This window comes from Xenorhabdus bovienii SS-2004 (assembly GCF_000027225.1).
GTDB lineage: Bacteria > Pseudomonadota > Gammaproteobacteria > Enterobacterales > Enterobacteriaceae > Xenorhabdus > Xenorhabdus bovienii_C.
In genome coordinates this window covers 425,222-450,943 of record NC_013892.1, presented here as the reverse complement: position 1 = coordinate 450,943, position 25,722 = coordinate 425,222, and the positions used below count along the sequence as shown (strand labels likewise).

The window sequence follows — 25,722 nt, the reverse complement described above, 5'->3', positions numbered from 1 at the left end:
CACACTTATCGTTAGCTAAGTACCAAAAAATAATGCGGTGAGCTTAACATAACAGTGAATTTTCTTTGGGATGAATTAATGCGCAACGTGATATTTTAGCGATTGTATCCGTCTTTGTCTTTAAGATTCAGGAGAACGCATGGAGTTTAGTGTAAAAAGCGGTAGTCCGGAGAAACAGCGCAGTGCGTGTATTATTGTCGGCGTGTTTGAACCTCGTCGTCTTTCCCCTATCGCAGAGCAACTTGACAAAATAAGTAACGGTTATATCAGTGCCTTACTACGCCGTGGTGAACTTGAAGGCAAAGTGGGTCAATCCCTGTTGCTTCATCATGTTCCTAATGTGCTGTCTGAGCGCATTTTGCTGGTTGGTTGCGGAAAAGAGCGTGAGCTGGATGAGCGCCAGTATAAGCAGATTATCCAGAAAACCATCAGTACCCTCAATGAGACCGGCTCTATGGAAGCGGTCTGTTTCCTGACCGAATTACACGTCAAGGGACGCAATAACTACTGGAAAGTGCGTCAAGCGGTCGAAACAGCAAAAGAATCACTCTATGTTTTCGATCAGCTTAAAAGCAGTAAAAACGAACTGCGCCGCCCATTGCGTAAGATAGTGTTCAATGTGCCAACCCGCCGTGAATTAACCAGCGGCGAACGCGCCATTCAGCATGGCCTTGCCATTGCATCGGGTATCAAAGCGTCGAAAGATCTGGCAAACATGCCGCCGAATATCTGTAATGCCGCATATCTGGCATCACAGGCGCGCCAGCTTGCTGACACTGCCGACAACCTGAATACCAAGGTGATTGGCGAAGAGCAGATGAAAGAGCTGGGTATGAATTCTTATCTGGCGGTCGGTCAAGGTTCCCAGAATGAATCCCTGATGTCCGTGATCGAGTATAAAGGCAGCAAAGACGCCAATGCGAAACCCATCGTACTGGTGGGCAAAGGGCTGACTTTCGATGCCGGTGGTATTTCTCTCAAACCAGGCGAAGGCATGGATGAGATGAAGTATGACATGTGTGGCGCAGCTTCTGTTTATGGTGTCATGCGGGTTATTGCAGAACTGCAACTGCCGCTCAATGTTATTGGTGTATTGGCGGGATGTGAAAATATGCCGGGTGGACGTGCCTTCCGTCCGGGAGACATTTTGACCACCATGTCCGGCCAGACAGTTGAAGTCCTGAACACCGATGCAGAAGGCCGCCTGGTGCTGTGTGACGTGTTGACCTACGTTGAGCGTTTCGATCCAGAACTGGTTATTGATGTGGCTACCTTGACTGGCGCTTGTGTTATTGCGCTGGGCAGTCACTATACCGGGCTGATGTCCAACCATAACCCGCTGGCACATGAACTGCTGAATGCCTCAGAACAGGCTGGAGATCGTGCATGGCGCCTGCCAATGGCTGACGAATATTTCGAGCAGCTCGATTCCAATTTTGCAGATATGGCAAACATTGGTGGACGCGCTGGCGGGACGATTACCGCAGGCTGTTTCCTGTCCCGCTTTACGACCAAATACAATTGGGCGCATCTGGATATTGCAGGCACAGCATGGCGTTCAGGTAAAGCCAAAGGAGCAACAGGTCGTCCGGTTGCGCTCTTAGCACAATTCCTGTTAAATCGTGCAGGTCTGAATGCGGATGATTAATACCCCTGCCCCCTTTTTGTCGCCTAATAGTTCGACATAAAAGGTGTAGTCTAGAGGTATCAAGGGAATCAACGGAATTAAGGGTATTGCGGCTGCAATACCCTTTTGTATCGCTTTTCCCATCATTTTTCTGTAACCCATTCTCTGTAATCATGAGACTATGAAAAACGCCACCTTCTATTTATTGGAAAAGCTCTCACAGGAACAATTATCGTCTTCTGATGAATTACAGCCACATGAATGGCTGGCATGCCAGCTTGCCGCTGATCAGTGGCGGGCAGGGAAGCGGGTTCTGATTGCTTGCGAAAGCCAGCAGCAGGCCGAAAAACTGGACGAAGCACTATGGCAGCGGGAGCCAAGTCAATTTGTACCACACAACCTTGCCGGAGAAGGCCCTCGTTATGGGGCTCCTGTGGAGTTGTGCTGGCCGCAGAAAAGAAGCAATGCTCCCCGCGATATTCTGGTAACACTGCTTCCTCACTTTGCAGACTTTGCCACAGCTTTCCATGAAGTGATAGACTTCGTCCCTATTGATGAAAATCTGAAACAGTTAGCGCGCGAACGATATAAAGTTTATCGTAGCGTCAGCTTTAATTTGACCATGGCAACACCGCCAACCTATTAAATATCAAGACAAAATGGAAAAGACACCCGCTAATCAAACGCAATCTGAGCCATCTCTCGATAAAACCTATAATCCGACAGAGATAGAGCAACCTCTTTATAACCACTGGGAAAAGAACGGTTATTTCAAACCGAATGGCGATACCAGCCGTGAAAGTTTCTGCATCGTCATTCCTCCGCCAAACGTCACTGGCAGCCTGCATATGGGGCATGCTTTCCAGCAGACCATCATGGATACCATGGTGCGTTATCAGCGCATGCAGGGCAAAAACACCTTGTGGCAGGCGGGTACTGACCACGCAGGTATCGCAACGCAGATGGTCGTTGAGCGTAAAATCGCAGCCGAAGAAGGCAAAACCCGCCACGATTATGGCCGTGACGCCTTTATCGACAAAATTTGGCAATGGAAAGCGGAATCGGGGGGTAATATTACCAACCAGATGCGCCGTCTGGGCAACTCCGTGGATTGGGAGCGTGAGCGCTTCACCATGGATGAAGGCCTGTCAAAAGCGGTTAAAGAAGCCTTTGTCCGCCTGTATCAGGAAGACCTGATTTACCGTGGCAAACGTCTGGTCAACTGGGATCCGAAACTGCGTACCGCGATTTCTGACTTGGAAGTCGAAAACCGCGAAGTGAAGGGTTCCATGTGGCACCTGCGCTACCCGCTGGCTGACGGCGCCAAAACTGCCGAAGGTAAAGATTATCTGATTGTCGCCACAACTCGCCCGGAAACCCTGCTGGGGGATACCGGCGTTGCCGTTAACCCAGAAGATCCACGTTATAAGGATCTGATTGGTAAAGAGATCATCCTGCCTCTGATGAACCGTCGCATTCCTATCTTAGGCGATGAACATGCGGATATGGAGAAAGGCACCGGCTGCGTGAAAATCACACCAGCGCACGATTTCAATGACTATGAAGTCGGTAAGCGTCACAGCCTGCCAATGATCAATATTCTGACATTTGACGGCGATATCCGTGACGAAGCGGAAATTTTCGATACCAATGGTGAATCTTCTGACGTTTATTCGGCTGATATTCCTGCCGAATACCGTGGCATGGAGCGTTTCGCTGCCCGTAAAGCGATTGTGGCCGAATTTGAAAAACAGGGTCTGCTGGTAGAAACCAAGCCTCATGATCTGACCGTACCTTACGGCGACCGTGGCGGCGTGGTAATTGAGCCAATGCTGACTGACCAATGGTATGTCCGCACTGCTCCGCTGGCAAAAGTGGCGCTTGAAGCCGTTGAAAATGGTGATATCCAGTTCGTGCCAAAACAGTACGAGAACATGTACTACTCCTGGATGCGCGATATTCAGGATTGGTGTATCTCTCGTCAATTATGGTGGGGTCATCGCATCCCTGCATGGTACGACGCTCAAGGCAACGTCTATGTTGGCCGCGATGAAGAAGAAGTCCGCCGTGAAAACAATCTGAGTGCGGATATTACCCTGACTCAGGACGAAGACGTGCTGGATACCTGGTTCTCCTCTGGCCTGTGGACATTCTCCACTCTCGGTTGGCCTGAGCAGACCGAAGCCCTGAAAACCTTCCATCCGACCAATGTGCTGGTCAGTGGCTTCGACATTATCTTCTTCTGGATTGCCCGCATGATCATGATGACCATGCATTTCATCAAAGATGAAAACGGCAAACCGCAGGTTCCATTCAAAACCGTGTACATGACCGGCCTGATCCGTGATGACGAAGGCCAGAAAATGTCAAAATCCAAAGGGAACGTTATCGATCCGCTGGATATGATCGACGGTATTTCGCTGGAAAATCTGCTGGAAAAACGTACCGGCAACATGATGCAGCCACAACTGGCCGAGAAAATCGGCAAACGTACGGAAAAACAGTTCCCCGAAGGCATCGAAGCCCACGGTACTGACGCCCTGCGTTTCACACTGGCGGCACTGGCTTCTACCGGACGTGATATCAACTGGGACATGAAGCGCCTGCAAGGTTATCGCAACTTCTGTAACAAGTTATGGAACGCCAGCCGTTTCGTGCTGATGAATACCGAAGGGCAGGATTGCGGTCAAAATGGCGGAGAAATGTCCCTGTCACTGGCCGACCGCTGGATTCTGGCTGAATTTAACCAGACCGTGAAAACCTACCGTGAAGCGTTGGATACCTACCGTTTTGATATTGCCGCCAACATTCTTTACGAATTCACATGGAACCAATTCTGTGACTGGTATCTGGAACTGTCAAAACCGGCTATCAACAAAGGTTCAGAGGCCGAAGTTCGTGCGGCTCGCCATACACTGATTGAAGTACTGGAAGGCCTGTTACGTCTGGCACATCCCATCATTCCATTTATCACCGAAATCATCTGGCAACGTGTGAAAGTGGTGAAAGGCATCAATGCAGATACCATCATGCTACAACCCTTCCCTGAATTTGATCAGACGAAAGTGGACGAGCTGGCGCTGAACGATCTGGAATGGATCAAAGAAGCCATTATTGCGGTACGTAACATTCGTGCAGAAATGAACATCGCACCCAGCAAACCGCTGGAAGTTCTGTTGCGTGATGCCAATGCGGATGCACAACGCCGTGTAGCTGAAAACCTCAACTTCATTCAGTCGATGGGTCGTCTTACTTCCGTCACCGTTCTGGCGGCGGGCGAAGAAGCCCCTGTTTCTGTCACCAAGCTGATCAACGGTACAGAAATACTGATCCCAATGGCCGGTCTGATCGATAAAGACGTCGAGCTGGCACGTTTGGATAAAGAAATCGAGAAGCTGGATAAAGAAATCAACGCTATTGAAGCCAAACTGGCTAACGACGGTTTTGTCAGCCGTGCGCCGGAGGCCGTTGTCGCCAAAGAGCGTGAACGTCTGGCAATCAACCATGCGGCAAAAGAGAAATTACTGGCACAGAAAGAGACGATTGCTGCGCTGTAATCTTTCTTGATTGAACTTCATTCAAGTATAAGCCACTGCATTTAGTTGCAGTGGCTTTTTTCATAGTCCACTTTAACGACCGTTTATATGAACTTAATTTTATGTTTTTTGACTGTTTCCCGTCCTGCGCGGATAGATTCAACTGTAAGTTCTCGCTCCATTTCCGCCAGACCCGCCATCACATGAAAGAAAGAACGGTCTGAAGACATACCAGTATCTATAGCATCAGTCAGACTCTTAAATCGAACACCGGATAACAAACTATAATGTATCGACAATGTTGACACGTTCGGTTTATTGTTTAATATATAAAAACTACATAAACGTTGTGAGGGCATAACAATGTCACAAGTTATCGTTAAAAAATGGGGTAATAGCCCGTCAGTAAGGCTTCCGGTTTCAATTATGAAAGCAGCGTCTCTGAACGTCGATGATACTGTTGAAATTACTGTAGAAGATGGGCGTATCGTGATTGTACCTGTGCGCGCTAAAGAATATACGCTTGATGCGTTACTTTCCGGTGTTACAAACGAAAATATTCATGAAGAAATTTCCTTCGGAAAACCAACTGGCAAGGAGCTACTGTAATTAGGATAAGTCACTGTTTTAATCCTTTGGATGTAATCAGAACCTCAGAAGGAATAAGTTTTGTAATCAAATTGTTGGAAAGGCAAAGAGGATGAGTTTCAATGAAATCAAAATATGTACCAGAAGCTGGCGATATTGTATGGCTTGATTTTGATCCGCAAGCAGGGCACGAGCAAGCAGGACACCGCCCTGCATTGGTTCTTAGCCCTGCTATTTATAATGGTCGGATAGGGCTGATGTTATGTTGCCCCATGACCACTAAGATCAAAGGCTATCCTTTTGAAGTAAAAGTAGAAGGTGAAGGTGAAGGGGATAGTGCAGTACTGGCTGATCAGGTAAAAAGTTTAGACTGGCGCGAACGCAATGCTAAAATAAAAGGAAAAGTATCGGCTTCCGTACTTTCAGAGGTTAAAGCAAAAGCTAAAGCGTTAATAGGCTGATAAGTTTCAGAGCGTTATGACCCATGCTACCCGCTTAGAGTGCTTTAAACTCCATTCCCTGAGGTAACCCCTTATCCGGGAATATCCTATTTTCACAATGATAATCAACATAACGTATAGGCCATTTTACATACAAAAGCCATGTGGAGTTGTACTCTGAATAAGCCAACCAGTTTAATGAACTTCATTCAAGTTAAGCCACTGCATTTAATATTGCAGTGGCTAGGCTGTATTAACGCAACAGCCAATGAATAACGATAAAAAATACCAGCGAAAAAAACAGGATTTTTAATATTGAACACATATATTTGCTGATGAAATATGCCAAAACAATCGTGACTAAAGAAATAAAATAATTAATATTAAACTGATTAATTAATTCACTTAGTGATAAATTATTCAAGGAAATATTGACGATAATAGTTCCAATAATAAAACAAATAGCATAATCCAACGATGTAATAAACAAACTATCGGCTTTGAATGATTTATTGTTATTCATCAAAAATGGAGTCACTCTCAATAAGAAACTAATTAATCCCATTACTATTATTAATAGCATCACGATGATCTATCCTTTCTGGTTTTCCGTTCAAATAGTGCGATGAATACTCCACACAAAATCGGTATCACCAGATCCACTAATTTCATGTTCACTTCATTCAACAATGGCGCACACAACCCCCCCATAACCGTCGCCATGACTGACATATCCTTGCCTGCACGTTTGGCGGTTAAAGAAGCAAAATGAATGGGAACCAGCATCATCAGAAATAACGAGAGGGATTCATAATTAAGGTATTCCGCAGAAACATATCCCAGTAAGGTGGCACAAAATGTAATGACAAAACAGGGTATAGCAATTCCCAAATAGAAAGTAAACTGGGATTTTCCACCCTTGATATTCTCTGCGGAAATATGTGAATGCGCCACGGTATAAGTACTGGCACTGAATCCTAACATCGCCAGTAAAATATTCCGCTTCGGAATACCCTGAAAATATTGTGACATCACCATTGCCATCAAGAAAAAGCGAAAATTGATCAGCAATGCCAAAATAATAACAGAAAGCACTGCCCCATCGGCAAGATACCCTACCGCAGCCACCTGCAATGGTGCCGCATAGATCAGCAACGAACCGACCAACGTTTCCATTAATGGAATGCCGTGACGTTGATACAACGCTCCAATCGAAGCAAAGATAAGAAAAAAGGAGATACAGACAGGTAAAGAATCAACCATGCCTTTCCTAAATAATGGATTCAGCACTTGGCACCTATATTTAAATTTGTAGAATAATCGACGAATTTTATATCAGCAATATATACCCGATAGATTTCGGGTTGCATCGCGGCAGCAACCTGAAAGATGAAGGATATGGCCATAAAGGTTTTACTATAAAATGACATAATACTCAATAAGTTATTCATTTACAGGCCAAGATATAGCAGGTCGAATATCATAGCAACTGGTTTAGTGATATTTGTGACATACTTCAATATGAGAATAATCAATCAATATATAATGAACAAAACTCATTCTAATAATGGTGAATATTTTAGTTACAGAAATAGTTTAATAATCTGAATAACACGCTAATAAGAATGTATTTCTACTGTTATTTTCAGCATAAACAGATGAAATCATGAGAAAAATATCCCAAATAAGATATAACATTATTTTATATACGAAAATTCTATCATTCCCATTATCATAGTAAGTGTGATTTTTTAATTATAACTCTTGGAGAAATAATGAATATAATTCTGAATATACTACTGGCAACTATCATCCAATTAGGCATCACCCAACTGGCTTATGCAAAGTCCACTCTTGATAATATCCAATCCACAGGTGTATTCAGAATCGGGACAGAAGGAGCCTATGCGCCCTTCAGTTATCATGATGCTTCCGGCAAGTTAACCGGTTTTGATGTGGAAATTGGTCGCGAAATTGCTCTGCGTATGAAAGTAAAACCCGAATTTATTGAAGGCAAGTGGGATGGTTTGATTGGTGGCCTTGATGCCGGACGTTCCGATGCCGTCATGAATCAAATTGCTATTACACCAGAACGCGAGAAAAAATATAGCTTTTCCCTGCCCTATGTCATTTCTGAGGCTGTGCTGATTACCCGAAAAGATAATAACGACATTAAAACTTTCAGGGATTTAAAAGGCAGAACCTCCTCCCATACCCTGACTAATAACTTTGCCCAGATTGCCCGCCATTATGGTGCAGAAATTATCGGAACCAATGGCTTTAGTCAGGAAGTGGAATTGGTCAGCACAGGTCGGGCAGATGCCACTATCAATGATAAACTTTCTTATCTCGACTATAAAAAACATCGCCCGGATGCACCGGTAAAAATTGTAGCGGCCGATACCAACGCAGCACAAACCGCCGTGCTGCTGCGTAAAAGTGATCCTGAATTAAAAGCCGCTGTTGATAAAGCCATTACTGAAATTAAAAACGATGGCACTTATCAGCAGATTTGGGATAATTATTTTGGCGGAGAGGTGGCTGAATAATCAGAATAAAATTATGGGTGTTTTTTAATTATTCATAAACCATTTAAATTAAAAAACTTGGATTCGCATAATAAGTGCAATTTCTAAGAAAGGCGGTCAGTTGCTATAGTAGGCATCTTTCTCGCCAAAGGAAAATGCGCTATGGCCTATAAACAACTGACCGAAACAGAAAGATATCAGATTTTCAGCCTGAAAGAAGCCGGTTTTTCACAACGGGAGATTTCAAAGTCACTCAATCGAAACCCATCAACGATTAGCCGGGAATTGAGACGAAATCGGGAGGCAAAGAAATATACGCCTGAACAAGCTCAGCTTAAGGCCGTAGCGCGCCGACAGTGTGCTACAAAAGCAGTAAAAATGAAACCAGAGATAGAAATGTGGATCAAACAGTTAATTTGGCAAGATTTAAGTCCTGAACAAACAGTCGGTTATCTCAAAAGGGAAAATATAATATCTTTGCATCATGAAACAGTTTATCGATTGATTTATAAGGATAAAATTAATGGTGGTAATTTATGGCAACATCTTAGAATTGCGAAAAAACCGTATCGTAAACGCTATGGAAGTTATGAGCGCAGAGGAAAAATTAAAAACAGAGTCAGTATTGATAAGCGTCCCAAACTTGTTGATAAAAAGCAGCGTATTGGTGATTGGGAAGGAGATACTATCGTGGGTAAAAATCATAAAAGTGCATTATTGACATTAGTTGAACGAAAATCGTTATTTACTATCATAATTAAACTTGAAAATAAAACAGCAGAAGGGGTCGCAAAAGCGGCAACAAGACATTTATCACTGATAAAACATAAAATTAAAACAATGACCTTTGATAACGGCCTCGAATTTGCCGAACACGAACTGATCAGTAAAAATTTAGAGACAAAAATTTATTTTGCTCACCCGTATTCCCCCTGGGAAAGAGGGATAAATGAGAACACGAATGGATTAATCAGAGATTACTTCCCAAAAGGAACTGATTTTAATAAGGTATCAGAGCGGGAGATTAACCTTGTGGCAAACCGATTAAATAATCGTCCTCGTAAAACACGAGATTACAAAACACCGAATGAGTTATTTAAAGGAATATCCTCTCATTTACTTCGTCCATTACGGTGTTGCGCTTAATATGTGAATCCAAGAAACACTTTTAATCTCGGTTTTCTTACAGGATCTATCATTTAATCAAGTTACATATAATAAAAACACCAAATAAAATCATCACCTTTATATTATGTTAACCCCACCCTCAATAAAACATATTATCATAATAGGCATTATTAACTTAGCTGTATCTCAAACTGCAACAACCAGCTCTATAAAAAACGTCTGCCATAATCGATGAATTTATCATTTTTATCAAGATCACTGACTTACTCTTGGTTCTAAGCTATAACTTTATTTTATATAAAGATGGCATTGTATTGCAATATCATCATTAAAAGAACTATGCAAAAAATAAAGACTTTTTGAACAACAACCTATCTCTGTAGCTAAACCCGCTATTCTGATCAGATAGGCTCTGATATGTTGTATAAATATGTCTATCCACCCTATAAACAGGAAGAATATATGACCCCATCATGGCTCAGTTTAGCGCTGGATTCCCTTTGGCCGATGCTTTACGCTGGCCTGACATTTACCATTCCCCTCACGCTGATTACATTCGCATTGGGGATTTCTTTGGGGTTTATCGTCGCCTTAATCCGCCTGTATGGGTCAAAGCCACTGGTTGCAGTCGTTCGGTTTTATGTCTGGCTGATCCGTGGTACACCTTTGCTGGTTCAATTGTTTCTGATCTTTTATGCCCTGCCCAGTGTGGGCATTACGCTGGAAGCTTTCACCTCTGCCGTCATCGGCTTTACTCTTAATGTCGGTGCTTATACTTCTGAAGTGATCCGAGCAGCACTGATTTCGGTGCCTAAAGGGCAGTGGGAAGCGTCTCACTCCATCGGCATGAGTTGGTGGCAGTCACTGCGCCGGATCGTACTGCCACAGGCGGCACGGGTTTCTATTCCACCACTGTCAAATACCTTTATTTCATTGGTAAAAGATACCTCACTGGCTTCCGTCATCACTGTTCCAGAGATGTTTCTGGCTGCACAGCGCATTGCAGCCGTCACATACCAACCGCTGATCCTGTATACCGAAGCCGCTATCCTCTATTTGCTGTTAAGTTCAGTACTGTCAGCACTACAAGTTCGTCTGGAAAAGAAATTCTCCCAACAATTTTCCCAACACCGCAGCAGTAAGGAAGCGAAAAATGATTCAGCTCTCTAACATTGAAAAAAGTTTCGACGGACAAAAGGTGCTGAAAAACATTAGCCTGACCATTAAAGAAGGCAGCCTGACAGCATTGATCGGGCCTTCTGGCAGTGGAAAAAGTACCCTGCTACGCTGCATCAATCTGTTGGAGATCCCACAGGCGGGTACATTGGAAATTGGCAAAGAACAGATAACCTTCACCGGCAAAGAACGCCTGCCGCACAGGGAAATCCAACGGTTCAGCCTGCAAACGGGCATGGTATTCCAGAATTTTCAGCTTTTCCCTCACCTTACAGTGATTGAAAACATCATAGAAGGGCTGATTTATGTACAAAAATGGCCACTCGAACGCGCCAGAGAGCGGGCGCAGGAATTACTGAAAAAAGTGGGTATGTCCCATAAGGCAGATGTCTGGCCGAACACATTATCCGGTGGTCAACAACAACGTGTGGCTATTGCCAGAGCAATGGCTCCCTCTCCCAAAGTGCTGCTCTGTGATGAACCGACCTCAGCCCTTGACCCTGAATTATCGAAAGAAGTCGTTTCTGTTCTGAAACACTTGGCAGAAGAAGGCACGACCATGGTAATGGCGACACACGATCTGCGTCTGGCCGCCAATCTTGCCCACAATGTTATCTTTCTGGAATCAGGCGAAATTGTCGAATCGGGAACAGCACAAACCATGTTTACCCGCCCGAATAAGCAACGCACTGGCGAGTTTATCTCAACCCTGACGGAAACTTTACCTGATTGGGAAATATAACGGGCTGTGACGTTTAGACTCAGCGTAAACCCGTTAAGCTCAAATAAGCATAGTGACACATTATTGATTTGGAGAAATACAATGAAAGCATTCCTGAGTTTGTTACTGGCGGGTGCCACAGCCCTTACAATTTCCGCCCCCAGTTATGCCGGAAAGGATCTGGACGCGATAAAAGCCTCTGGTGTCTTTAAAGTTGGAACAGAAGGGACATACCCTCCTTTTACCTATCACGATCAGGCCAATAAATTAACTGGTTTTGATGTAGATATCGCCCGTGAAGTTGCACGCCGCCTGAATGTCAAACCAGAATTCATGGAAGTCAAATGGGATGGTTTGATTGCGGGGCTGGATGCTAAACGTTTTGATGCTGTGATCAACCAAGTGGGTGTCACACCTGAACGAGAAGCGAAGTACAGTTTCTCCATTCCTTATACCGCTTCCCAAGTCGTATTGATTACTCGCGATAATAACAGTGATATTAAAACTTTCGCTGATATCAAAGGAAAACGTTCAGCCCAGTCCCTGACCAGTAACTATGGGCAACTAGCAACCTCTAATGGGGCTCATTTAGTCAGTACCGACGGCTTTAACCAAGCCATTGATTTGGTCGCTACGGGTCGTGCAGATGCGACATTGAATGATCGCCTTTCGTTTCTGGATTTCAAAAAACAGCGTCCTGATGCACCAGTGAAAATCGTCGCCCAGCAAGCTGATGCAAGCAAATCGGCCGTTCTGCTCCGTAAAGGAGATCCAGAACTGATCGCCGTCATCAATAAGGCACTACAAGACATGAAAGATGACGGGACTTATGCCCGTATTTCCGAAAAATACTTCGGCACTGATATTTCCAAATAACCTGCCTCTCAATTCCTCAATCAGCGGCGTTTTCATCACGCCGCTCATCAATAAATTCAGCGAATTTATCCTGTTTACTTATTTGTTTTTTCAATTAATATCAAGCTGATAGTGACTTATAAAGTTAACGGTATCCTCAAGTGTGGCTCCAATCCCCTTATCCTCCTTGAGTCATATCTCCCCCCAACAAGCTGCCTGTTTCGGGAGAATTTTAAGTCAAAATAAAAAATATAAAGAGGAAATAATGACTGCAACAACAACACAAAACTACGTCATTCGCCCCATTACTCCACAAGATAATACCGGCATTGCTGCCGTTATCCGTCAAGTATCCGCCGAACATGGCCTGACCGCAGACCGAGGTTTTGCCGTCGCAGATCCGATTCTGGATACATTGTACGAAGTATACAACCAGCCACGCAGCGCTTACTGGGTCATCGAAATGGATGGGGAAGTCGTTGGCGGCGGAGGCGTTGCTCCACTGGCTGGCGGTGATGATGATACCTGTGAGTTACAGAAGATGTATCTCTCATCAGTACTGCGGGGAAAAGGTATTGCCAGACAAATCGTGAAACAGTCGCTGGAATTCGGTATAGAACAGGGTTTTAAACGTTGTTATTTGGAAACGACTGAGATCCTGCAAACGGCCATTAAACTGTATGAAAAACTGGGATTCAGCCATCTTGGTGAGCCACTCGGCAATACCGGCCACTGTGACTGTGAGATCAGGATGATCAAAGTGCTATAACGCTTACAAAGGTGGTCACTAATCAGTCAGCCCCACAGACCAAGTGGGGCATTTATTTCGACAATCTCGTCAGAAAAACTTAGTGAAGTTTGCGTTCGTCTTGCTCAGGGAAATCTTCAGCTTCGTCTTCGTCTTCGTCTTCATCATCGGGCGCATTGGGATCTTCAAAATACGTCCCCCAACCATCGTAATTCACACCGAGCTTTTCAACCAGATTCATGAGCTGCTCAACCTGAGTATTAATCAGTTCAGCATCCAGACGGCTTTCACTGATGATGTCACAGCACATCAGCACAACACGATCTTCAGTTTCCAGCTCTTCCGCATCCGTCACTTCATAACCGAGTTTGAATGCTTCAACGGCGGCTTTTTCCAAAAGATCGAAGTTTTCCGCCGAAAAATGGTGCTCAATAATATAAAGCGCATCAGGATCGCTGCCATCTTCCAATAATTCTTCAATGATCAAGCGAGTTTCTTCGCGCTGTTCTTCTAAAGCATGTGGGTCTGCCATGCCAATCCCCTCCGTCATTTGGCTGTCCTGTTGCGCATTCTCCCATCTTTTTCCTGCGAAGGATATAGCTATCCAATTTCGTCAAAAAGGAAATACAGACCGTGAACTATGGCATGACAAATTGTTTTAATTTCATTGAAATGACAAATACACATCACAGGGGTTGTAATTGAATTTTTTATCGATATATATTGAATATAAATTCAATATCACTCTAATGGAGAAAATACAGCATGAATCCATTTTATCGACGCAATTTACTAAGATTACATGACTATACTCCTTCAGAAATTAATGTATTTCTGACACTATCGAGTGAATTAAAATCGAATAAAAAATCAGGTAAAGAGTCGCCTTTACTGTCAGGTAAAAATATCGCGCTGATTTTTGAGAAAGACTCCACCCGTACACGCTGTGCCTTTGAAGTCGCTGCTCATGATCAAGGTGCCAGCGTCACCTATTTAAGCTCAAATGGCAGCCAGATTGGACATAAAGAATCCATCAAGGACACCGCACGGGTACTTGGGCGTCTGTATGACGGCATTCAGTACCGTGGATATGGTCAGGAAGTTGTCGAAACGCTGGCGAAATACGCCGGCGTTCCGGTCTGGAATGGTTTAACGAATGAATTCCACCCGACTCAACTGTTAGCCGATTTACTGACGATGCAAGAACATAGCCAGAAGCCACTGACTGAAATCAAACTTGCCTATTTGGGCGATGCCCGCAATAACATGGGCAATACAATGCTGGAAGCCGCTGCATTAACCGGTATGGAGCTGCGTCTGGTCGCTCCCAAAACGTGCTGGCCGGATGCAGCATTGATTGCCGAATGCCAAACTCTGGCAGAAAAAACCGGCGGCAGGATCGCCCTGACAGAAGACATTGCGACCGGCGTTAAAGATGCCGATTTTCTTTACACTGATGTTTGGGTTTCGATGGGAGAACCCAAAACAGTCTGGCAAGAGCGCATTGCGCTGCTAAAGCCCTATCAAGTGAATATGGATGTCATTCAACTGACGGAGAACCCGGAGGTGAAGTTCCTCCACTGCCTTCCTGCGTTCCACGATGAAGAAACAACGCTTGGCAAGCAACTGGCTGAGGAGTTCAATCTGTATGGTGGGCTGGAAGTCACTAGTGAAGTCTTTGAATCAAAACACAGTATTGTGTTTGATCAGGCAGAAAACCGTATGCACACGATTAAGGCAGTGATGGTAGCAACGCTAGCGAAAGAACTTAGTTTTTGATGGGTGTTAATGCGGTGCGAATAAGCACCGCTTTTTGTTTTTCAAGGTATAGACGACTTATTGGGTAGTATCCAAGTATCCTCTGAAGACAGCGTGAGTGCAGAACATCGTTGTGCGTAACGAATGCTGTCTTCCAGAGACATACTCTGTAACCAACAGTGGGCAAGACCTGCCATCATCGCATCACCAGCTCCACTGGCATTGAGCACACTGGTGGTAATCGCACGTGAATAGCCTGATTTATTATCTAGTTCACTGTAGTACACACCTTCCGCACCCATACTTAAAATTAAACGTTGAACACCTTGTTGATGGAACCAGGATGCGGCGATAGCGGCATCTTTTTGGGTCTCAATTTCTATTCCACTGAGAATTTCAGCTTCAGATCGATTGGGTTTCAGGGTGTGGATATAAGATAGCCAATGGCGGATCTTAGTCGCCTTAAATGTGGAAACGGTATCAATAAAAATCGGCACATTTCCAGCATGATTAAATAGCCATTCCAATGCTCCTTCTGTCAGATTACAGTCAATGACTAATACACTAGCACGTCGGATTAACTCTTCGGACTGAGATAATAATGTGGGCGTGAGCTTTTCCATAATGTCCATGTCATTAACAGAGACTATGCATTTGCCATTTTCATCAATGATGGAATTACAGATCGATGTTTTTTCTTCATCTAATTTATGGAAATATCTAATATTAACACCAGCTAGTTTCGTTTGTTCGAATAATACCTTGCCATTATAATCATTACCAACAACAGAAATGAAATGGCTTTCACTTTTCAGTGCAGCAATATTTTGTGCAATGTTTCTTCCGACACCTCCCGGCGTCGATATTATTTTCCCTGGGTTGGAATCTTCATACACTAACTTTTCAGAGGCATAACTGGTGAAATCCATATTGGCTGCGCCAATTGTGACAGCATAAGCATTATTAGGGCTAGGAAAAATATATCCTTTGCCTTTTATATGACCTTTTTTGTTCATATTCATAATGTGTCCTGCTACACATGAACGACTAACCCCAAGAATATCAGCAATTTCTTGTTGCTGAATAAAAGGATCTTGCTTGATAAGTCGTAATATCTGGTTTTCCCTGCTTGGCATATCATGCCCCTGATTATTTTTTTAGTGTTAATGTTTTTATTTCATTTCTGACGAACAGTAAAGATTATTTTTATATTTCGTTCTTATTATGCGGAAGTGATCGTAATTTTTATAAGATGTATTTTGTGGTATAAATCGTGATTTTCATCACAAGTATTATTCTGTAAAATTAACAAAAATCAGCATGATAAAAAAATCCATCTAGGTTATTAGATTTTATTCTAAAATTATTACATTAATAACAATATGTTATGGTAGCTAAATGTATTACCAAACAAATGTTTATTTTTCATTGGAATTAATTTTTTATCGAATAAATGAGTGTTTTTTACACCAGAAATGAGGTATTTTTTTGAATTGCGGCAAAAGTCCGTCTTCGTGACATTTATTGGAAAAGCAAGAAAAACTGTTCTGTTCAGCAAAAACTGTACACATTTTACTGCCACAGGATGCGTACGTACTACAGGGTGAAATAATGGTGGATTTTTTACGTGTTGCTTGTAACCAGCGCTGATGTTCTCCCTCTGTATTGCGATAATGATGCTTTGGTAAAGGCTTCTAGCCCTACCAGCAACGCTTTTAAAGGTTCAGAAAATGAATTAGACTCAATAAACAACCCTTATTGAAAAAGACAAAAAATTATTATAGAGAAGTTTCAACACATCCTTTTGACATGGAAAAAATTAGTTTGACTAAATTTCTCAATAAACATATTGAGGATGATAGTTTTTATCTATTTAAATTTTGTTTAAAAATAATCTTTAACAAAATGTTAAATTACATTTTTAAATAGATCTGGTCACTGCGCTACATTCTTTTTAGAACATTATTTTTTAAATAACTATTTTCTATAAAATAAAATTATCAATCTTTAAATTATAAAAAATAAAATGCCCAACGTTTTATGCTCTCCATTATAGATGGTTATGTGGATCTTGCGTCTGATGCAACACCGCCAACACTTCAATACCAGTCGAAACTTCCCGGTAGTAAATAATGTGGTTCTCTACGGGGAAACTCAACCGTGAACGGGGCAAATACATCATCAATACTATGCAATTCGCCACGATCAGCTTGTGCAATAGATTCAGCCAGAACGGCTTTTAAATTCTGTAACTTGAGCTGTGTGAACTGATCATACTCTTCAGGAGAGATAACCACGGCCACACGCTGAACTTTCATAAGCAGATCACCAAACTGGTTCTTAGCCAGTTGTGCGGGAATAATTTCCATACATCACCTACCGTCTAAAATGGCTCAAATAGCTATTATAGCTAAAAGTGTATAGAGCAACCAGTACGCAAAATAGCCAACTAACTGGTCGAGTAGCCCGAGAGGATCTCACCCACAGGCTACTCGACCAGATATTGAGTGTCATTTTCAGAACACGATTGCACGAAATGTCAGGAGTCGGCTTGCACTCGATTGCTGGAGTTGTGGAACAAATATCTGACCCGATTTTGGGAGGTGGGAGTTTCAGGAGCAACGGAGCAGTAAAGGCGCTCATCGAACTTGATGTGATATTGCAAGGACCCAAAATCGGGCGTAATCACAGTTACCGTTTAAACCCTCAGTTCGGCTGGAAAGGTATGGTAAATAATCATAAAGAAACTCTTACCAATGGCCTGAGTGTAATTCAGGGCGGCCGTGCTTAAAAAAGTTAAAGCCGCCTGAGTAGGCGGCTTTAACTTAGAGTTTTAGACATATTAAACCCAGTGATATGAAAACCACTTTTTTCGTATAGTGCTTTAGCAACTGGATTATTGGGAGCGACTCTCAACCCTACCTCTGTGATACCCATAGATATGAGATTACTTTTCATTTTATCCAGAGTTGCCTTACCTAATCCCTTATGACGCCACTCGGGTAATAAGCTAAAATCACAAACCCACGCAGCTTTCTCTTTAAGTTCTATCCATAGATAACCAATCACTGGCAGCTCATGATCTGATTTCACAATACACCAGAATTTGTTTATCACTTTCTCTGTTGCTTGGGATTGGGTTACATCAATCAACTGAGAGGCTTTTTTAAGTGATACGTCTGCCGGATAACCTCGTGTTGAAGCTAAGTCTAATGCATACTCATTTATAAAAAGTAAGCGGAATAATTCAAACTCAGCAGTTGTCATTTCTCTTAATTCAATCATTTTAACTCCCTAGATAAAAAATAATTTTTCTGAAATATCATTAAAAAAAGCGTTTACAAGACGTTAATTTATGGGGTGTTTCATCCTTGAAAACCCAAAGTCTATTACCTGACATTACTGAATAAGTTAGGTTAAACCCTACATACTTGACCCATAGTCAGGGTCTGATCTCTTCCGTATTTATACAGGCTCCGGTCGGGCTAATGCCTCTGCCTGTAATTGGAGTTTCAGCACCTGTTCTGCCTGTAGAGATTCCCGAACTGCTGGAGCGGCAACGATGAATGCCACCCATAGAAACAAAAAATATACGTCAATTGAGATTTCAGATGTTATCTCCGGCTCAACACCAACTTAAACGCAAAAAACAGAAATAATCCCCCTGTCGCACGGTTCATCCATTTAATAACATTTTCACGACGTAATAGATGGGAAAGCGGGCGGGTGGCATATATCAGCAATAATGACCATATCGTGCCGAGTAATATGTGAATGCTCACTAAGCCAAATATCCATAATACGGGTGAATGTCCTTGAGGAATAAACTGGGGCAGGAAGGAGACGTAAAATACGCCTATTTTGGGGTTGAGCACATTGCCCAGCATACCTCTGATAAACCAGTTCTGCGTTTTAACAGGGGAGGAAGCGGTTTCTCCTGCAAGGCTCTGGCTGGGACGCACAATCATCTGAATACCCAGCCAACATAAGTAAAGCGCACCACACCATTTCAGAATATTAAATGCCTGTTCGGAGACGGCAATTAATGTGCCAAGGCCAAATGCCACCATCGCGCCCCAAATAAAACATCCTGCATTAATACCTAAAGCAGCGTGCAGGGCTTTTTTGCCGCCCTCAACGGCCGCTGTCCTTAAAACCAGAGCCGTGTCCAAACCCGGAGTTGATGTGAGTAATGTAGCGGCAACGATGAATGCCAGCAGAGCATCAGTAACCAACATGGTAATCTCCGAAAATAAGAATTTAATTGAAGCTTATATATTTGACCGGCACCGATTTTGTCAACCAAACGCCATTATCTGCCTGATGGAATTTAAAGCCCTGTTCATGCATTAACTGGGCGTTAATTTTTAGGATATCCGGCTTGCCATGACGCTGCCCGACTTTAATGGCTGTGGCTTCATCTGCCGATAAATGCACGTAATGGCGCGAGCCTGCCACCAATCCCTGCTGGAAAATCGAATCCAGAAAACGGATGGCTGTACCGTGATACAAAACCGTCGGCGGGACTTGCGCTTGGTAACTAATATTGACCTTTTGGTTTGAATGCCCCTGTACCGCTCTGATTCGTTTTTGATCGTCAGAAATGGCAAATCGCTTTTTATCATTGGTTTCGACGATCGTTGCGATCAGCGCATAATTCAAGTGCTTACCATGTTTCTCCGCACATTTAATCAGCTCACCGATATCTGCCCACCCTTCATTATCCAGCGTTAGGCCAATAGATTCAGGTTGATGGCGTAACACATAGCTTAAAAATTTGCTTATTTTGGTATCGACTTGAGCCATTTTTTACCTATTAATATGAATTCTCTTGTTTGAAGGTGTCTCTTTATACTCGCTTCATCACCCAACGCCTTAAATAATCATCCAGTAGTGCATAGCTGCGTTCACGCTTATCCTTGAGTTCGCAACGAGACAATGTTTCATCAAGTTCTGATTCAATAAAGGCGTGAACCCTCAGCTTACGCAGGCCATATTCTGACTCATTCGCTAATCTTTTACTCCGCAATAGATCACTAATTTCCGCTTTCAATTGAGGATCATCGACTGTACCTGCCACCAGCGTTTCAAAATCAATCGGCGGTACGCCCTTCCCCATCTCAATCCAGCGAACAGCAAGTAATGGGCGCAATACGTAAAAGTATTTTTTTAGCCGAACTTCTTCACCTTGCAGATAACCTCGAAAGTTTTTCTTTGCCATCGAAAGATAGTGGTAGCGCGCTTTGATACCCGAAAAGAAATGCGGCACCATCGTTTTTAATCCATTGGTAGCGGCCGGATCTGCCTGATAAATAATTGGCGAATCTAACCATTCCATTAAAGTTGGATTCGCCTGTTTCAGTAACTTTAGTGTCTTACGCAGTTCCCACCCGCAGATATCCAGCTCATCGCTGATCGGCAGTTCGATCACATCCCGCCCTGCTTCTACAATGAGATACCAATCCACGGGATGGACATAAATAAACCGCACATCGTAATCACTGTCGGGTGAGGCAAAGCCCCACCCACGACTGCCGGATTCACAGGCGTACAGTATCTGCACGCCATACCTTTTCTCTATGCCAGCCAATTCCTGTTTGATACGGGTACGCATGACAGAGCTAACTGCTGTTGTTTTCTTTTCCATTACTTCCATTTTTCCTATGACTATTTTTATCCTTTTACGCAAACTACCTGACGCAGGGTATGCACAATTTCCACCAGCGATGACTGAGCTTCCATCACAGCATCAATATCTTTGTACGCCATTGGGATCTCATCAATCACATCGCTGTCTTTACGGCATTCTACATGCGCAGTTGCGCGCTTTTGATCGCTTACGGTGAAACGTTTTTTCGCCTCAGTACGGCTCATTACACGCCCCGCTCCGTGGCTGCATGAACAGAAACTTTCTTCGTTTCCAAGGCCACGGACGATATAGCTTTTCGCGCCCATTGAACCCGGAATGATCCCCATCTGGCCTTTACGGGCAGATACCGCACCTTTACGTGTTACCAAAACCTCCTCACCGTAATGCTGTTCACGCTGAACGTAGTTATGATGGCAGTTCACGGCTTCCTCCTGTGTCGTAAACGGTTTTGGGATCTCGCGTGACAAAGCTTCAAGCACGTGGTGCATCATCACTTCCCTGTTCTGGCGAGCGTAATCCTGTGCCCAACCAACCGCTTCCATGTAATCATCAAAATAACGACTACCTTCTTCGAAATAAGCCAAATCACGGTCTGGCAGGTTCGCAATATGCTGCTGCATATCTTTCTGCGCCAATGAGATAAACAAGTTACCGATGGCGTTACCCACCCCACGGGAACCGCTATGCAGCATCACCCAGACACGATCTGCTTCATCAAGGCACAATTCGATGAAATGGTTACCGGTTCCCAGTGTTCCCAAATGCTGATGGTTATTGGTGTTCAGTAATTTTGGGTATTTATCGGTAATACATTTGAAACCATCCGCCAACGTCGCCCAATGCTGATCCACAAGTTCCGGCGCGCGATGCCAAGAACCCTTATCACGACCACCACGATTCACAGTACGTCCATGTGGTACAGCCGCTTCGATGGCATGGCGGATATTCAGCAAACTATCCGGCAAATCTGATGCCACCAGGGAAGTACGCACTGCAATCATTCCACAACCGATATCCACACCAACCGCTGCGGGTATGATGGCTCCACGTGTTGGGATCACGCTACCAATGGTCGATCCTTTACCGACATGAACATCCGGCATTACCGCCAGATGTTTGAATACAAAAGGCATCTTGGCCGTGTTCTGTAATTGGGTAATGGCTTTCGGATCAACAGGGACTCCGTTAGTCCACATTTTTATTTGAGCACCATTTTCTTGCGTCAATAAATTGTAAGCGTTGGTTTTCATTTCAATCGTTGTCATTTTTGTTCTCCTTTAATTTGTACCAGTCCATTCAGAACTTGATCTAAACCGCCATATACCGAAATTTGATTGATTCGTTCAGCGATGCTTTCCAGTGTTTCCAGCTCTTTCAAACGCAGAGCAATCGGGTTGTTTTCCATCACTTTCGCGGTATTCAACAGTGAACGGGTCGCCGCAGTTTCTTCACGACGGCGGATCACATTGGCCTGTGCTGCTTTCTCTGCTTCTACTACCCGCGACAGAATAGTCTTCATCTCGCCGGGTAAAATAATGTCTTTTACACCGAGAGAGACCACTTCTAAACCAAAACCCGCTGTTATCCGCTGGACTTTTTCATTTATCAGTTCATCAATCGCCTGTTTATCTTCCAGCAATTCATCCAATGAACGGGTTCCCACCATTTCACGCAAAGCAAATTGCAGTTCGCGGTACAGATATGCCACTGGCTCGCTCAATTGCTCGTAAGCCATCAGCACGTCGTGATAACGCCAGTTAGCAGATAAATTAATGCGCAAGTTCACTTTGTCCCGGGTCAAAATTTCCTGCCCACCCACCTCCAATGCCTGTAATCGGGTATCGACAATTTCAACCGTCACATCATGACCAACTTGCCAATAACCCGCCTGGCCGGGCTGCAATAACTTCTGCGCCACGCCATCAACTTTCAAAATGCCGACATGCCACGCTGGAACTTGAGCAATCAATACGCTATCTATGCCTTTCACGCTATGTTTACGCACCATAGAAGACACCAGCACAGAAGCTAGCTCGGAGGAAACCTCCAGTTCCGAGGCCTTAAGTACCTCAACGCAACGTGGATTACCGTTCTTCCAATATAAGTAGCGGGTCGCGGGGGATAGAATTTCCACCAATACGTCGTGTTCATACAGCAGCCCCATCTCATCATCAGCAATCTGGATTTCATCACAATACTGTTCTACCCAATCAATATGCTGATGGCGAAAATACTCCGCCAAACTTTCTTCAACTTGTGGCCATGAACGAGTATCGACAAGCTCTACAGAAATATCGTGACCAAAGCGCCAATAACCTTTTAGGCCTGGCTGCAACAACTGCTGCACGATGCCATCGCTTTTCAAAACTCCGATATGCCATGCCGGAATTTGAGTAATCAGCACACTTTCCAATCCCTTCACATTGCGTTTACGTATCTTTGAAGGCTGTAATAGAGAAACCAACTGTGAGGAAACCTCTTGTTCCGTGGTTGGGCATACTTCAATCCGGCGCTGATCACCGTTTTTCCAATATAAACGACGCGTCGCTGGTGGCAGGATTTCGGTCAGTAAATCATGTTCATACAGCAGCCCGATCTCATCTTCAGTAAGCTGAATATCATCACAATGCTGAGCAACCCAATCCGTATGGTACTGGCGCAAGTGTTCTGCCAGTTTTGCTTCAATTTCGTTGCTATTAAGTTCAAATACCGTCAGTCTCAGCTTGTTAAACCAATCGATGAAACGATATTTACCCGCCGTTAAAATCTGTTGGTATTCACCCTCTTTTGCCAGTAAGCCAATTTGTCCCTGCAATAATTTGATTTTTTTCATCATTGTTATTTTCCTTTTTTATATTCCCTTCACTCGGAAAACCGAACATCAGGGCGAAACCAAGGGGGGAACACATCGGTACTCAAACAGCGGTAGCTCAGTATCCTGCCCTTGGCTCAGCGACATCAGCCGGGTCTTCAGAATGGTGGCTCTCGACGGGCAGCCACAGGGTTTTACTTCTACGTTTTATTTTGTGTTTTACCGGGAAAGTAAAAGACCATATCCCTTATATGGAGTGAACCTGGGACTCGAACCCAACGTAACCCTATGTTGTTCACGAAATGTCTTTCTACTGACGGAATACATGTGGCGCAATGACCTCATGCCATCACCCATGTACCGGCTGGGTTTAACCCCATGCTATTTCAGTGTGCGGACATACGAGTTATTGCCAATTGCATGCCAACTTTGAAAAAAAACAGAAATATTTATATCTATTTGAAAATTAATTATTTTTATTTGAATCTGTTTTAGTGATTGTTTTTACAGTCGATTTTTTTTATCTTTTCATATCGTTGTTTATAAAATTAGATAATTGCATCACAGGGGAGAGCATGAAACGCAGAGTTGTCATTGGGATTTTGGGTACGAAGTTGGATAGACGGGGCAAAAAGGCCAATCGCTGGACAAAATGGCGCCCTACGATTGGTATGTGCCAGCAAGCGGAGTTGCCGATTGACAGGCTGGAACTACTCTACCAAACCAATGATTATGGTTTAGCACAAAGAGTGAAGGAGGATATCGCAGAGACTTCGCCAAAAACGAAAGTGGTTTTGCAAGAGCTCAAAATTGAAGACGCGTGGGATTTTGAAGAAGTCTATACCGCTCAGCTTGATTTTGCCGTGCGTTATCCTTTTGATACTGAAAATGAAGAATATCTGGTACATATCACAACAGGCACACACGTCGCCCAAATTTGCTGGTTTTTGCTGACCGAAGCCCGTTACCTGCCCGCCCAGTTGCTCCAGACTTCCCCTAGAAATGGCGATCGTGAGAGCCATCCTGAAGGCAACTACACCATTATCGATTTGAATCTCAGCCGCTATACCACCCTGACCAGCCGTTTTTTGCATGAACAGCAGGAACAGGTCGCATTTCTGAAATCGGGTATCGCCACGCGCAATGCTAATTTTAACCGCTTGATCGACCAAGTTGAACGTGTCGCCTTGCGTTCTTCCGCCCCAATTTTGCTGACGGGGCCAACAGGTGCAGGTAAGTCTTTTCTGGCTCGCCGGATCTATCAGTTGCGGCAATCCCGCCATTTGATTCAAGGCCGTTTTGTGGAAGTAAACTGCGCGACCCTGCGCGGTGATAATGCAATGTCCACACTATTTGGTCATGTTAAAGGAGCGTTTACGGGTGCCATTCAGCCGCGTACAGGGCTACTGCGTGAAGCCGATGGCGGCATTTTGTTTCTTGACGAAGTGGCAGAACTGGGGTTGGATGAGCAGGCTATGCTGCTAAAGGCTATTGAAGAGAAAAGCTTCCTGCCTTATGGTTCTGATAAAGAAGTTCACAGTAATTTTCAGTTAATTGCCGGTACTCACCGCGATCTGCACACTTGGGTGGTACAAGGGAAATTCCGTGAAGATCTGTACGCCCGTATCAATATGTGGACTTACCAACTCCCCGGTCTGGCGCAGCGTCGTGAAGATATTGAGCCGAACATTGAGTATGAACTTGCCCGATATGCACAGATGCAGCAGACACAGGTTCGCTTCGATAAGGAAGCGCGACTGATTTACCTGCATTTTGCCTGTTCAGAACAGGCGCAATGGCGGGGCAACTTCCGTGAGTTAGGCGCATCCGTCACACGTATGGCAACATTCGCCGAAAACGGACGCATCAATCAGCATTTGGTTGAAGAGGAAATTACGCGGCTCAAACAGAATTGGCAGGATAATGGGCTTTCTTCCCTGCTGCCGAATCATTTGCCGGAAGTTGATCTGTTTGACCGCCAACAGTTGGAAACGGTCATTAAAATCTGCCGTGAGTCTGCCAGTTTATCCGAAGCGGGCCGCAAGCTGTTCGCCGTTTCCCGCCAACAAAAGAAGCAGCCCAATGATGCCGATAGGTTACGCAAGTACCTTGCCCGATTCGGTCTGGGCTGGGATAGCATTCAAAATGATTAGGA

General features: G+C 44.0%; 25 protein-coding genes and 1 pseudogene. 14 read left to right on the top strand and 12 right to left on the bottom strand.

Translation table 11 applies throughout. The annotated features are described in order from the left end of the window. The first annotated feature begins 139 nt into the window (after positions 1-139). The 3 genes from pepA (at position 140) to XBJ1_RS01945 (ending at position 5,184) form a co-directional block, all read left to right on the top strand. The gene (gene pepA / locus XBJ1_RS01955; protein ID WP_012987053.1) at positions 140-1,648 is read left to right on the top strand and encodes a leucyl aminopeptidase; all 1,509 of its coding nucleotides are present in this window, start codon (positions 140-142) and stop codon (positions 1,646-1,648) included. Between the two features lie 160 nt (positions 1,649-1,808). Continuing rightward, entirely contained in the window at positions 1,809-2,273 is a 465-nt protein-coding gene (locus tag XBJ1_RS01950) for a DNA polymerase III subunit chi (RefSeq protein WP_012987051.1), read from the top strand. A gap of 13 nt (positions 2,274-2,286) precedes the next feature. Then, positions 2,287-5,184, top strand: a complete 2,898-nt coding sequence (locus XBJ1_RS01945; RefSeq protein WP_012987050.1) for a valine--tRNA ligase — start codon at positions 2,287-2,289, stop codon at positions 5,182-5,184. A gap of 107 nt (positions 5,185-5,291) precedes the next feature. On the opposite strand, the pseudogene XBJ1_RS22245 reads toward XBJ1_RS01945, so the two are convergent. Further along, positions 5,292-5,435 (bottom strand): annotated as a pseudogene (locus tag XBJ1_RS22245) (recombinase family protein); the annotation flags it as partial. Positions 5,436-5,526: 91 nt separating this feature from the next. On the opposite strand from XBJ1_RS22245, the gene XBJ1_RS01940 reads away from it, so the two are divergent. Together XBJ1_RS01940 and mazF are read left to right on the top strand one after the other, a co-directional pair. Continuing rightward, positions 5,527-5,772 (top strand): AbrB/MazE/SpoVT family DNA-binding domain-containing protein, encoded by a 246-nt coding sequence (locus XBJ1_RS01940; protein ID WP_012987048.1) that lies wholly within the window; start codon positions 5,527-5,529, stop codon positions 5,770-5,772. 101 nt (positions 5,773-5,873) lie between these two features. Further along, positions 5,874-6,212 (top strand): endoribonuclease MazF, encoded by a 339-nt coding sequence (gene mazF / locus XBJ1_RS01935; protein ID WP_012987047.1) that lies wholly within the window; start codon positions 5,874-5,876, stop codon positions 6,210-6,212. Positions 6,213-6,444: 232 nt separating this feature from the next. Here the strand turns inward: mazF and XBJ1_RS22850 are convergent, their stop codons facing one another. Next, entirely contained in the window at positions 6,445-6,756 is a 312-nt protein-coding gene (locus XBJ1_RS22850; RefSeq protein ID WP_012987045.1) for a hypothetical protein, read from the bottom strand. A 17-nt stretch (positions 6,757-6,773) separates the two neighbouring features. Further along, positions 6,774-7,454, bottom strand: coding sequence for an AzlC family ABC transporter permease (locus XBJ1_RS01925; RefSeq protein ID WP_012987044.1), 681 nt, complete (start codon positions 7,452-7,454; stop codon positions 6,774-6,776). A gap of 512 nt (positions 7,455-7,966) precedes the next feature. Here XBJ1_RS01925 and XBJ1_RS01920 point away from each other — a divergent pair. From XBJ1_RS01920 to XBJ1_RS01895, 6 genes are all read left to right on the top strand, one after another. Then, on the top strand, positions 7,967-8,740 hold the full coding sequence (locus XBJ1_RS01920) for an amino acid ABC transporter substrate-binding protein (protein WP_012987042.1): 774 nt from the start codon (positions 7,967-7,969) through the stop codon (positions 8,738-8,740). Between the two features lie 141 nt (positions 8,741-8,881). Continuing rightward, positions 8,882-9,865 carry an IS30 family transposase gene (locus XBJ1_RS01915; protein ID WP_012987041.1) on the top strand — a complete coding sequence of 328 codons (984 nt, stop codon included), beginning with the start codon at positions 8,882-8,884 and terminating at the stop codon, positions 9,863-9,865. A 444-nt stretch (positions 9,866-10,309) separates the two neighbouring features. Continuing rightward, positions 10,310-11,017 carry an amino acid ABC transporter permease gene (locus XBJ1_RS01910; protein WP_038198281.1) on the top strand — a complete coding sequence of 236 codons (708 nt, stop codon included), beginning with the start codon at positions 10,310-10,312 and terminating at the stop codon, positions 11,015-11,017. Then, complete coding sequence (locus XBJ1_RS01905) at positions 11,001-11,765, top strand: amino acid ABC transporter ATP-binding protein (protein WP_012987038.1); 765 nt, start codon at positions 11,001-11,003, stop codon at positions 11,763-11,765. Before XBJ1_RS01910 ends, XBJ1_RS01905 begins: the two co-directional genes overlap by 17 nt. Before the next feature lie 81 nt (positions 11,766-11,846). Beyond that, complete coding sequence (locus XBJ1_RS01900; protein ID WP_012987037.1) at positions 11,847-12,620, top strand: amino acid ABC transporter substrate-binding protein; 774 nt, start codon at positions 11,847-11,849, stop codon at positions 12,618-12,620. A gap of 244 nt (positions 12,621-12,864) precedes the next feature. Continuing rightward, entirely contained in the window at positions 12,865-13,368 is a 504-nt protein-coding gene (locus XBJ1_RS01895) for a GNAT family N-acetyltransferase (RefSeq protein WP_012987036.1), read from the top strand. 79 nt (positions 13,369-13,447) lie between these two features. On the opposite strand, the gene rraB is transcribed toward XBJ1_RS01895, so the two are convergent. Beyond that, complete coding sequence (gene rraB, locus XBJ1_RS01890) at positions 13,448-13,879, bottom strand: ribonuclease E inhibitor RraB (protein ID WP_012987035.1); 432 nt, start codon at positions 13,877-13,879, stop codon at positions 13,448-13,450. A gap of 233 nt (positions 13,880-14,112) precedes the next feature. Between rraB and argF the strand changes: the two genes are divergently transcribed. Next, positions 14,113-15,126 (top strand): ornithine carbamoyltransferase, encoded by a 1,014-nt coding sequence (gene argF, locus XBJ1_RS01885; protein WP_012987034.1) that lies wholly within the window; start codon positions 14,113-14,115, stop codon positions 15,124-15,126. Between the two features lie 41 nt (positions 15,127-15,167). On the opposite strand, the gene XBJ1_RS01880 is transcribed toward argF, so the two are convergent. Continuing rightward, positions 15,168-16,241, bottom strand: coding sequence for a PfkB family carbohydrate kinase (locus XBJ1_RS01880; protein WP_012987033.1), 1,074 nt, complete (start codon positions 16,239-16,241; stop codon positions 15,168-15,170). A gap of 963 nt (positions 16,242-17,204) precedes the next feature. Further along, a complete protein-coding gene (locus tag XBJ1_RS01875) occupies positions 17,205-17,474 on the bottom strand; it encodes a type II toxin-antitoxin system Phd/YefM family antitoxin (protein ID WP_012987031.1) in 270 nt (89 codons plus the stop codon). A 47-nt stretch (positions 17,475-17,521) separates the two neighbouring features. Here XBJ1_RS01875 and XBJ1_RS21170 point away from each other — a divergent pair, with 47 nt between their 5' ends. Beyond that, the gene (locus tag XBJ1_RS21170) at positions 17,522-17,896 is read left to right on the top strand and encodes a hypothetical protein (RefSeq protein ID WP_143827615.1); all 375 of its coding nucleotides are present in this window, start codon (positions 17,522-17,524) and stop codon (positions 17,894-17,896) included. A gap of 29 nt (positions 17,897-17,925) precedes the next feature. On the opposite strand, the gene XBJ1_RS01865 is transcribed toward XBJ1_RS21170, so the two are convergent. From XBJ1_RS01865 to XBJ1_RS01840, 6 genes are all read right to left on the bottom strand, one after another. Beyond that, positions 17,926-18,390: a GNAT family N-acetyltransferase gene (locus tag XBJ1_RS01865; protein WP_012987029.1), complete on the bottom strand. Its 465-nt coding sequence runs from the start codon at positions 18,388-18,390 to the stop codon at positions 17,926-17,928. A 329-nt stretch (positions 18,391-18,719) separates the two neighbouring features. Continuing rightward, a complete protein-coding gene (locus XBJ1_RS01860) occupies positions 18,720-19,343 on the bottom strand; it encodes a LysE family translocator (protein ID WP_012987027.1) in 624 nt (207 codons plus the stop codon). A 22-nt stretch (positions 19,344-19,365) separates the two neighbouring features. Then, positions 19,366-19,911, bottom strand: a complete 546-nt coding sequence (locus tag XBJ1_RS01855) for an RNA 2'-phosphotransferase (RefSeq protein ID WP_012987026.1) — start codon at positions 19,909-19,911, stop codon at positions 19,366-19,368. Between the two features lie 43 nt (positions 19,912-19,954). After that, positions 19,955-20,752, bottom strand: a complete 798-nt coding sequence (locus tag XBJ1_RS01850; RefSeq protein WP_038198279.1) for a nucleotidyltransferase domain-containing protein — start codon at positions 20,750-20,752, stop codon at positions 19,955-19,957. Positions 20,753-20,778: 26 nt separating this feature from the next. Beyond that, complete coding sequence (locus XBJ1_RS01845; protein ID WP_038198290.1) at positions 20,779-22,005, bottom strand: RtcB family protein; 1,227 nt, start codon at positions 22,003-22,005, stop codon at positions 20,779-20,781. Between the two features lie 11 nt (positions 22,006-22,016). Continuing rightward, positions 22,017-23,102: a slipin family protein gene (locus tag XBJ1_RS01840; RefSeq protein ID WP_430515363.1), complete on the bottom strand. Its 1,086-nt coding sequence runs from the start codon at positions 23,100-23,102 to the stop codon at positions 22,017-22,019. 1,040 nt (positions 23,103-24,142) lie between these two features. Between XBJ1_RS01840 and rtcR the strand changes: the two genes are divergently transcribed. Further along, positions 24,143-25,720 carry an RNA repair transcriptional activator RtcR gene (gene rtcR, locus XBJ1_RS01835; RefSeq protein WP_012987021.1) on the top strand — a complete coding sequence of 526 codons (1,578 nt, stop codon included), beginning with the start codon at positions 24,143-24,145 and terminating at the stop codon, positions 25,718-25,720. Positions 25,721-25,722 lie beyond the last annotated feature (2 nt).

Excerpts from the sequence above, each read along its gene's own strand:
- pepA (WP_012987053.1), top strand. The coding sequence starts at position 140 with ATGGAGTTTAGTGTAAAAAGCGGTAGTCCGGAGAAACAGCGCAGTGCG.
- XBJ1_RS01950 (WP_012987051.1), top strand. The coding sequence starts at position 1,809 with ATGAAAAACGCCACCTTCTATTTATTGGAAAAGCTCTCACAGGAACAA.
- XBJ1_RS01945 (WP_012987050.1), top strand. The coding sequence starts at position 2,287 with ATGGAAAAGACACCCGCTAATCAAACGCAATCTGAGCCATCTCTCGAT.
- XBJ1_RS01940 (WP_012987048.1), top strand. The coding sequence starts at position 5,527 with ATGTCACAAGTTATCGTTAAAAAATGGGGTAATAGCCCGTCAGTAAGG.
- mazF (WP_012987047.1), top strand. The coding sequence starts at position 5,874 with ATGAAATCAAAATATGTACCAGAAGCTGGCGATATTGTATGGCTTGAT.
- XBJ1_RS22850 (WP_012987045.1), bottom strand. The coding sequence starts at position 6,756 with ATGGGATTAATTAGTTTCTTATTGAGAGTGACTCCATTTTTGATGAAT.
- XBJ1_RS01925 (WP_012987044.1), bottom strand. The coding sequence starts at position 7,454 with ATGGTTGATTCTTTACCTGTCTGTATCTCCTTTTTTCTTATCTTTGCT.
- XBJ1_RS01920 (WP_012987042.1), top strand. The coding sequence starts at position 7,967 with ATGAATATAATTCTGAATATACTACTGGCAACTATCATCCAATTAGGC.
- XBJ1_RS01915 (WP_012987041.1), top strand. The coding sequence starts at position 8,882 with ATGGCCTATAAACAACTGACCGAAACAGAAAGATATCAGATTTTCAGC.
- XBJ1_RS01910 (WP_038198281.1), top strand. The coding sequence starts at position 10,310 with ATGACCCCATCATGGCTCAGTTTAGCGCTGGATTCCCTTTGGCCGATG.
- XBJ1_RS01905 (WP_012987038.1), top strand. The coding sequence starts at position 11,001 with ATGATTCAGCTCTCTAACATTGAAAAAAGTTTCGACGGACAAAAGGTG.
- XBJ1_RS01900 (WP_012987037.1), top strand. The coding sequence starts at position 11,847 with ATGAAAGCATTCCTGAGTTTGTTACTGGCGGGTGCCACAGCCCTTACA.
- XBJ1_RS01895 (WP_012987036.1), top strand. The coding sequence starts at position 12,865 with ATGACTGCAACAACAACACAAAACTACGTCATTCGCCCCATTACTCCA.
- rraB (WP_012987035.1), bottom strand. The coding sequence starts at position 13,879 with ATGGCAGACCCACATGCTTTAGAAGAACAGCGCGAAGAAACTCGCTTG.
- argF (WP_012987034.1), top strand. The coding sequence starts at position 14,113 with ATGAATCCATTTTATCGACGCAATTTACTAAGATTACATGACTATACT.
- XBJ1_RS01880 (WP_012987033.1), bottom strand. The coding sequence starts at position 16,241 with ATGCCAAGCAGGGAAAACCAGATATTACGACTTATCAAGCAAGATCCT.
- XBJ1_RS01875 (WP_012987031.1), bottom strand. The coding sequence starts at position 17,474 with ATGGAAATTATTCCCGCACAACTGGCTAAGAACCAGTTTGGTGATCTG.
- XBJ1_RS01865 (WP_012987029.1), bottom strand. The coding sequence starts at position 18,390 with ATGATTGAATTAAGAGAAATGACAACTGCTGAGTTTGAATTATTCCGC.
- XBJ1_RS01860 (WP_012987027.1), bottom strand. The coding sequence starts at position 19,343 with ATGTTGGTTACTGATGCTCTGCTGGCATTCATCGTTGCCGCTACATTA.
- XBJ1_RS01855 (WP_012987026.1), bottom strand. The coding sequence starts at position 19,911 with ATGGCTCAAGTCGATACCAAAATAAGCAAATTTTTAAGCTATGTGTTA.
- XBJ1_RS01850 (WP_038198279.1), bottom strand. The coding sequence starts at position 20,752 with ATGGAAAAGAAAACAACAGCAGTTAGCTCTGTCATGCGTACCCGTATC.
- XBJ1_RS01845 (WP_038198290.1), bottom strand. The coding sequence starts at position 22,005 with ATGAAAACCAACGCTTACAATTTATTGACGCAAGAAAATGGTGCTCAA.
- rtcR (WP_012987021.1), top strand. The coding sequence starts at position 24,143 with ATGAAACGCAGAGTTGTCATTGGGATTTTGGGTACGAAGTTGGATAGA.